General features: G+C 53.9%; 7 protein-coding genes. All 7 read left to right on the top strand.

The features are described 5' to 3' along the window. The coding region (locus L696_RS0115210; RefSeq protein ID WP_025684409.1) for a phosphopantetheine-binding protein at positions 1–2,508 on the top strand (2,508 nt) is incomplete at its 5' end. Beyond that, positions 2,505–2,753: an acyl carrier protein gene (locus L696_RS0115205; RefSeq protein ID WP_025684408.1), complete on the top strand. Its 249-nt coding sequence runs from the start codon at positions 2,505–2,507 to the stop codon at positions 2,751–2,753. The genes L696_RS0115210 and L696_RS0115205, both read left to right, overlap by 4 nt. Then, a complete protein-coding gene (locus L696_RS0115200) occupies positions 2,722–3,957 on the top strand; it encodes a beta-ketoacyl synthase N-terminal-like domain-containing protein (protein WP_025684407.1) in 1,236 nt (411 codons plus the stop codon). Before L696_RS0115205 ends, L696_RS0115200 begins: the two co-directional genes overlap by 32 nt. A gap of 26 nt (positions 3,958–3,983) precedes the next feature. Continuing rightward, positions 3,984–5,246, top strand: coding sequence for a hydroxymethylglutaryl-CoA synthase family protein (locus tag L696_RS0115195; protein ID WP_025684406.1), 1,263 nt, complete (start codon positions 3,984–3,986; stop codon positions 5,244–5,246). Then, complete coding sequence (locus L696_RS0115190) at positions 5,243–6,007, top strand: enoyl-CoA hydratase/isomerase (RefSeq protein ID WP_025684405.1); 765 nt, start codon at positions 5,243–5,245, stop codon at positions 6,005–6,007. Before L696_RS0115195 ends, L696_RS0115190 begins: the two co-directional genes overlap by 4 nt. A 34-nt stretch (positions 6,008–6,041) precedes the next feature. After that, a complete protein-coding gene (locus L696_RS0115185) occupies positions 6,042–6,791 on the top strand; it encodes a polyketide synthase (protein ID WP_025684404.1) in 750 nt (249 codons plus the stop codon). Between the two features lie 31 nt (positions 6,792–6,822). Further along, on the top strand, positions 6,823–8,611 hold a 1,789-nt coding region (locus L696_RS0115180; protein ID WP_245233370.1), incomplete at its 3' end, for a PfaD family polyunsaturated fatty acid/polyketide biosynthesis protein.

The following is an 8,611-nucleotide window of genomic DNA, read 5'->3' as shown; positions in this document are numbered from 1 at the left end:
TTAGCCGATGCCGAAGCCGACGGCGATCCGATTTATGCGGTAATTAGAGGCAGCGGTATTAACTATGACGGCAAAACAAACGGGATTACAGCGCCGAACGGGGCTGCACAGAGCAAATTGCTTCGCACAGTATATAAGCGCTATGGAATTCAACCAGAAGAGATTGAGGTTGTGGCTGCGCATGGAACCGGAACAAAGCTGGGCGATCCCGTTGAGTTCAATGCGCTATGTGATGCTTTTAAAACCTATACCAGCCGTGAACAATATTGCGCCATAATCTCCAATAAAACGAATTTCGGCCACACGCTTGGGACCTCGGGGCTTGTAAGTTTAATTGGGATGGTTCAGTCCTTGCGGTTCGAATGTATTCCGGCCACGCTGAATTGTGAGCAAGATAATGAATACATCCGTTGGGAGCGAAGCCCTTTTTATTTGAATAAAACAGCCAAGCCTTGGCCGAGCAGAAAGGGGAAGCGCCGTTTAGGTGCGGTCAGCGCGTTTGGGATGAGCGGCACCAATGCTCATGTTGTTGTCGAAGGTTACGAAAAGCGGCGGGAACCGGTTGAAGCCGGGACTCCGGCTTATTTGCTACTGCTGTCAGCCAAAAGCGAAGCTGCGCTTGAGGGCAAAATAGCCGATCTTTTGGCTGTATTGCAGCATGGCGGGAAGGAAACGCCGGATTTGGCCGAACTGAGCCGTACACTCCTGGAGGGCCGTTTCCATTTTCTCTACCGCTGTGCCGTCGTCGTCCGCAACTGCGAAGAGGCTGTATCCGCTCTGCTTCAATCCGGCAGCCAATCACAGCCTCCGGGTTTGTACATGGACGTAGTGCAGCGGGAATTCAGCGGCACACAAGACATTGCCCGTTATGGCGAAGAACTGTTGGAGCAGAGCCGCGACCAGCTTAAGCGACCTGAATTGTATTATGAAACCTTGCTCTCCCTTGCCGAGCTTTACTGTCAAGGATATGACCTGGTTTGGAGCAGACTCTTTATGAACTGCGGAGTGCGCCGTGCTCATGCGCCAGGCTATCCCTTTGCGAGAGAGCGTTATTGGCTGTCGCATATTATCCAGCGCCCTCTCGGGATGCTGCAACCGGGGTCGGCGGCACCATCTCTTGTGAGGAGGGCCGCAGAAAATATACCGTCGCAAGCGAATCGGCAACTGGCAGAGACGACAATGCGGAAAGATATTCCCGCCGGACACAAGCTGGATGCATTGGTTGAGCCGGAAACGGTGGGTGTTCCCGCGGAAGCCGCAGCTTCCTTGTCTGCTGCAGCAAGGAAGCGGGGTAAAATAGCGCTTCGCCCACTGAGCGGGCTGATCCCCGAACAGAACGAAGCTTTTGAGCGGACGAAACCGTTCGTCTCGCTAACTCCCGTGTCAAAAAGCCCGGATGGCGTTCGGCCGGCTGGACTTAAAACAGCGCTTGAATTGCCTGCGCTAATGCCGCTGCCGGTGGCTCCCAGTGGCGAAGAGACGGCAGCGTTGGCGGTTGAACTGTGCACCAGCCTAGGCGAGGCTTTGTTTATGGAGCCGGATCTTGTGGAGGCCGACAGACCTTTTATTGAGCTGGGGATGGATTCGATAGTCGGTGTCGAGTGGATTCGGTCTGTGAATAAACGTTACGGCACTGCAATTGCCGCTACCAGAATATACGATTATCCGACGGTCCGCATGTTTGCCGGGTTTCTGGCCAAGGAACGGCGCCGTTTGGAGAACGAAGTTCCTGCGGCCAACAGGCAGGCTTCCACGCAGTTGGACGCCGACGTTCACACCGCGCTGGTTGCGGACCCAGAGGACCATCTGCTTGAAGAACTTACGGTATCCCTGTCCGAAGCCCTGTTTCTTGAACGGGAAGCAGTAAGTCCGACTCGGCCGTTCATTGAACTGGGAATGGACTCAATAGTCGGTGTCGAGTGGATACGGTCGGTGAATAAACGTTACGGCACTGCAATTGCCGCTACCAGAATATACGATTATCCGACGGTCCGCATGTTTGCCGGGTTTCTGGCCAAGGAACGGCGCCGTTTGGAGAACGAAGTTCTTACGGCCGACAGGCAGGCTTCCACGCAGTTGGGCACCGACGTTCACACCGCGCTGGTTGCGGACCCAGAGGACCATCTGCTTGAAGAACTTACGGTATCCCTGTCCGAAGCCCTGTTTCTTGAACGGGAAGCAGTAAGTCTGACTCGGCCGTTCATTGAACTGGGAATGGATTCAATTGTCGGTGTGGAATGGGTCCGCTCGGTGAACAAACGGTTTGGAACCCAAATCGCGGCAACTAAAATCTATGACTATCCGAATCTGGCCGAGTTTGCGGCATATGTGGCCAGGGAGCATGCGAAGGCATGCCCTCCTGCCGAAGGGAAGCTGGTCGGGCTTGGCAAACGGACCGATCCGCCTACTTTGGATGAGGTGCTGGAACTGCTTTATCGAGGCGAGATTGAGCTGGCGGAAGCCAATCAGCTTTATCAATTTATACAAGAAAAGGAGACCGCGAAATGAGCAAAGAAGAATTGTTGACGCTGGTCATAAGCCAGACCTGCGAGGTACTGCCGGAGTTGGCGGGGCATTCGTTTCAGTCGAGTGACCGGCTGGCTGATCTGGGCGCCAACTCGTTGGACCGGGCGGAAATTGTAATGATGGTCATGGAGGCGTTGTCGTTACAAATTCCGCGCGTGGAATTATTCGGCGCCCGCAACATAGGAGAACTGGTGGATGTCCTTCACAGCAAACTTGAATCGGTTTGAGCCGGTCATTACTGGAGTCGGGGTAGTTTCTGCGATAGCTCAAGGGAAGAAGGCGTTCGCGTCCGCCCTTATGGAAGGGCGGCACGGCTTTGACGTAATGAAGCGACCCGGACGGCAGAAACAGACCGCATTCTTGGGAGCGGAGCTGCCGCCGCTTCGGTTACCAGAGCGCTTCACGCCCCGTCAGCTGCGTAATTTATCTTTAACGAGCCAAGCTGCCTTGACGGTGCTACAGGAGGCTTGGGACGATGCCCGTCTCGGCGGCGTAGAACCGGAACGTATCGGGCTGATCATCGGTGGATCGAACTTCCAGCAGCGTGAACAATTGCTGGCCTATGAAGCTTACGCGGAGCGTCTAGCGTTCCTGCGGCCTACATACGGACTTGCCTACATGGACAGCGATTTGTGCGGGATATGCACCGAACATTTCGGCATTCACGGGCCGGCGTTTACGCTTGGCGGCGCTTCGGCCAGCGGCCAGGCAGCTGTGATTCAGGCCGTCGAAGCTGTACGCTCCAAGCAGGTGGATGTCTGTATTGCCCTCGGAGCGCTTGCGGATCTGTCTTACATGGAATGCCAAGGATTTCGCTCGTTGGGGGCGATGGGGAGCGACCGTTTCGCCGACGAACCGGACGCCGCCTGCCGTCCTTTTGACCGTCTGCATGACGGCTTTATTTACGGCGAGGCCAGCGGAGCGGTAGTTGTAGAGGATGCCGCTTTCGCCGCATCCCGCCAAGCGAGAATGTACGCTACGATTACAGGCTGGGCCATCGCCTCGGACGGCAACCGCAATCCCAATCCTTCCTTGGAGGGAGAGGTGCAGGTGATCCGGCGGGCGCTGAAGCAAGCCGGCCTGCCGCCTGCAGCTATCGATTACGTCAACCCGCATGGCACCGGTTCGTTGCTGGGCGATGCGACCGAGCTAAACGCACTGCGCGAGTGCGGACTTGCGCATGCACCCATCAATGCAACCAAGTCGTTGACCGGACATGGCTTAAGCGCAGCCGGAACGGTTGAACTTATTGCCGGTCTGCTGCAAATGGAGGCGGGAATGCTTCATCCGACGCGCAATCTGTGTGAGCCGGTCGATGACTCTTTTAACTGGGTGCAGGAACGGGCAATCCAGTATTCGATGACAAGAATGCTAAAGCTAAGCCTGGGATTCGGTGGGATCAATACATCGTTGTGTCTACAAAAAATCTAATACACGCAACACCAAGGAGGGTCATCATGAAGACGGTCGGAATTGAAGCGATGAATGTATATGGCGGTACTGCCTACCTGGATGTGTTTGAGTTGGCGCGGCACCGCAATCTCGACACGACACGTTTCGATAACTTACTGATGAAAGAAAAGGCAGTTTCGCTGATCTGTGAAGATCCAGTGACCTTTGCTGTCAATGCAGCGAAGCCGATAATTGAGTCGCTGCCGGAAGCGGACAAGAAAAGCATCGAGCTGCTGATTACATGCACGGAATCGGGAATCGATTTCGGCAAATCCATCAGCACTTATGTTCATCATTACCTGGGGCTCAGCCGAAATTGTCGGATGTTCGAAATCAAGCAGGCCTGTTACTCAGGCACGGCAGGGTTTCAAATGGCGGGCAATTTTATTTTGTCGCAAGCTTCGCCCGGGGCAAAGGCGCTTGTCGTCGCCACGGATATTTCGCGTTTTATAGCCGTTGACGGCGGCGAGGCTTTGACGGCCGACTGGTCTTTTGTCGAACCCAGCTCCGGCGCAGGGGCCGTTGCCATCCTTGTTGGTGAGAATCCGGCAGTCTTTCAGGTCGATGTGGGTGCAAACGGTTATTACGGCTATGAAGTGATGGATACTTGCCGTCCTATTCCGGACAGCGAAGCCGGCAACTCGGATCTTTCGTTGCTCTCGTATCTGGATTGCTGCGAAAAAACTTATCTGGAGTATGCGGAACGCGTTGCCGATGCGGATTATCGGGATACATTCCAGTACCTGGCGTTTCATACTCCTTTCGGTGGAATGGTTAAAGGGGCGCACCGCTCAATGATGCGGAAGATGACCAAAGCCAAGCCTGCGGAAATTGAGGCGGATTTTGCACAACGTGTAGTTCCGGGACTGATGTATTGCCAGCAGATGGGCAATATCCTCGGGGCGACGGTGCTGCTGTCTTTGGCTAGCACTGTGGACAACGGCAGGTTTGAGGCCCCGCGCAGAGTAGGCTGCTTCTCTTACGGCTCAGGCTGCTGTTCGGAATTTTATAGCGGAATTGTCACGCCCGAAGGACAGCGGCTACAGCATAAATTTCAAATTACCGAACATTTGAACCGTCGGTATAAATTGTCCATGTCCCATTATGACCATCTGCTAAGGTCCAGCGATGCGGTTAAATTCGGCACCAGAAACGTGAAGCTGGATCTTGGTGATCTGCCGGCCATGCTGGCGTCCAGCGGAGGGGGACAACGGTTGTATCTAGAAAGAATATCGGAATTTCACCGGGTGTACAGGTGGGTCTCGTGACATATGAGACGATTCGGATCCGTCGGCAAGAGGAGGTATATTTTATTCAAATCTACAGGCCTGCCGCTAACAATACCATCAATGATTTGTTGATTGCGGAAATCCGGCATGCCTTGCGAGAGTGCGAGGAAGCCGCTTCGATAGTGGTCGTAGAAGGGCTGCCGGAAGTGTTCTGCTTCGGAGCCGACTTTCAGGACATCCATGAGCAAATGACCACTGCGGATACGGCGTCGGGGGATGCCGAGGCGCTATATGATCTATGGCTACATCTGGCAAGCGGCCCATTCATCTCGGTTGCTTACGTCAGGGGCAAAGCCAATGCCGGCGGCATCGGCTTTGTGACAGCCTGCGACATTGCAATGGCAGACGAGACGGCGCTGTTCAGCCTTTCGGAGATGTTGTTCGGCTTATATCCTGCCTGTGTGCTTCCGTTTCTGACCCGGAGGGTCGGTTTTCAGCGGGCCCACTATCTGACGCTGACCACACAGCCGATCACGGTACGGCAAGCGGTGGAATGGGGATTGATTGACGCTTGCGACAGTGACGGTCAGGCTTTGCGCAAGCTGTTACTGCGTCTGCGGCGTATATCCAAGCCGGCGATTGTCCGCTACAAGCGATATATGAACGAGCTGTACGCTTCGCTGGGCCAATTCAAGCAAACGGCTTTGTCGGGGAACAGGGAAATATTTTCTGACTACGGAAACCTGCAAGCCATCAGCCGTTTTGCGGCAACGGGACAATTTCCTTGGGAGGCCGATTGATATGCGTACGGCAGAACGGTAGAAAGGGATGGATATGACGTCGGATGTAATTGATGTAACGGAGGCTGCCCCAGGTGTTCTGCGGATTACGATGCAGGATCGGATCCATAAAAATACATTTTCGCCGGAATTAATGTCGGCTTTGATTGCGGCCTTTCAATATGCCGGTTCTTCAACCAGCTATAAGGCCGTTATTTTAACGGGTTATGATTCCTATTTTGCTTCAGGGGGAACCAAGGAAGGGCTGCTTGCCATCCATGAGGGTAGGGCCAAGTTTACGGATGCGAATGTATACAGCCTCGCCATTGACTGCCCCATTCCGGTCATCGCCGCAATGCAGGGTCACGGAATTGGCGGAGGCTTTGTTATGGGATTGTTTTCCGACTTTGTTATTTTGAGCAGAGAAAGCGTATATACAGCGAATTTTATGCGTTACGGATTTACACCAGGCATGGGAGCGACGCTGATTGTGCCGAAAAAGCTTGGACTCGCATTGGGGGAAGAGCTGCTGCTGAACGGGGGCAGTTACCGCGGAGCAGATCTCTGCAAGCGGGGGGTTCCGTTTCCCGTGCTGCCTCGCGCTGAAGTTGCGGATTATGCATTGCAGCTTGGGAAGGAGCTTGCGGATAAGCCCCGTGCTTCTTTGGTCGCCCTGAAAAGCCATCTGGTCTGTTCTTTACGGCGGGAGCTACCGAAATTCGTTGCACAGGAGGTCATTATGCACGAGCTGACATTTCATCAGTCGGAGGTTAAGGACCGTATTCAGGAATTATTCGGGAACTAAAGGTACTTGGAGAGGAGGATGACCATTGAATGTGGAGCAAATATTTAGGGCTTTGAAAGATAAAACAATGAACCCCCAGAAAGCCAAGCGACTATTGTCACAGTTTGGTTCTGACGGCAGCAGTGCAGAGATTTCACGGGGCGGTTCCGGTGATCAGGTGCCTGTACCGGAAAAGAGGCTGCTGACGCCGCTTCCGTCGGGAGTTTCTCCCGAACGGTTCGGCAATCCGCTTTTTCAGAAGCGGTACAAGTGCAAATGGAATTATATCGCTGGCTCCATGTACCGCGGCATCTCATCGGAACAGTTGGTGATTGCCATGGGACGGGCAAGGTTGCTCAGTTTTTTTGGCAGTGCAGGCCTGCGCGGAAATGAGCTTGAGACGCGGATTGGGCGCATTCAGAAAGAACTGGGGCCGGAAAAGCCTTACGGCATGTGTCTGATTGCTAATATCGACGATCCTGACGAGGAATGGGAGCAAGCGGAGCTGTGCTTAAAGCTGAATGTTCCGGTAATCGAGGCTGCAGCTTATTCAGCGATCACCTTGCCGTTGGTATATTGCCGTCTCAAGGGGTTGTCCCGGCACAACGGAAGCTTGACACCAAGGCGGAGAATTATCGCTAAATGCTCGAGGCTGGAGATCGCCCGCATGTTTTTGTCGCCTCCACCTATGGAAATGGTGCTGGAACTGCTTGCAACGGGCCGGATCAATAAGGAAGAGGCTGCATTATCGCAGCAGCTTCCACTAGCGGATGATTTAGCAATCGAAGCGGATTCCGGCGGGCATACCGATCAAGGTGCCGCTTTTTCCCTACTGCCTGCTGTGCTTTCCCTGAGACAAGCGATGCACAACCAGTACAGCTATGAGGAAGAGATTATGGTGGGATGCGGCGGGGGCATCGGAACGCCCGAGGCCGTTGCGGCGGCGTTTATGCTCGGCGCCGATTTTATTTTCACGGGTTCGGTCAATCAATGTACGGTTGAAAGCGGTGCGCATGAAGCTGTGAAGGAACTGCTGCAGTCCCTTTCGGTTCACGATACGACGATTACGGTTGCCGGCGATATGTTCGAGATTGGTGCCAAGGTGCAAGTGGTCAAAAAACAGACGCAGTTTGCAGCCCGGGCCAACAAGCTGTATCAGTTGTTTACCCAGCATACGTGTATAGAGGACATCCCCCCCGCTACGCGCCGGGAGCTAGAGCAGCATTATTTTAAACGAACATTCGAACAGGTGTGGGAGCTTGTCTGTGAACACAAGCAGCGCAGCAATCCGGTTCAATTGGTAGAGGTAATGGACAACCCACGGTTGAAAATGGCGCTGATTTTTAAATGGTATTTTGCGCATTGCAATGCCGTCACACTGCGGGGGGAGTTATCCGAAAAAGATAATTTTGTGGTGTACTGCGGTCCTGCGATAGGGGCCTTTAATCAATGGGTAGCGGGCACGGATTACGAAAACTGGCAGAACCGGCATGTGGACGGAATCGCGGAAATCCTGATGACGCACGCTTGTACCTACACCGCTGCCCGAACGGTAAATACCGTCTCCAGCGGGCAAGCGGGCGGGGTAAACTCTGCTCCGCATGAAGACCGGGCCATTGCCGTCATCGGCATGTCAGGGCGATTCCCCATGTCAAAAAACATCGAGGAGTATTGGAACAATGTGTCTGCCGGACGCGACTGCATATCGGAAATTCCACTGGAACGCTGGAACATCGATTCGGATGTCGCTTCGGCAATACAATCGACCCAACTACCCGATTACCAGTGGATGGGGGTTCTGGAAGAGGCCGAGTGCTTTGATCCGCTGTTTTTTCATATCT

It is taken from the genome of Paenibacillus maysiensis (assembly GCF_000520815.1).
GTDB lineage: Bacteria > Bacillota > Bacilli > Paenibacillales > Paenibacillaceae > Paenibacillus > Paenibacillus maysiensis.
The sequence above is the reverse complement of the archived record's forward strand: the minus strand, read 5'-3'. Positions and strand labels throughout refer to the sequence as shown.

Excerpts from the sequence above, each read along its gene's own strand:
- L696_RS0115205 (WP_025684408.1), top strand. The coding sequence starts at position 2,505 with ATGAGCAAAGAAGAATTGTTGACGCTGGTCATAAGCCAGACCTGCGAG.
- L696_RS0115200 (WP_025684407.1), top strand. The coding sequence starts at position 2,722 with ATGTCCTTCACAGCAAACTTGAATCGGTTTGAGCCGGTCATTACTGGA.
- L696_RS0115195 (WP_025684406.1), top strand. The coding sequence starts at position 3,984 with ATGAAGACGGTCGGAATTGAAGCGATGAATGTATATGGCGGTACTGCC.
- L696_RS0115185 (WP_025684404.1), top strand. The coding sequence starts at position 6,042 with ATGACGTCGGATGTAATTGATGTAACGGAGGCTGCCCCAGGTGTTCTG.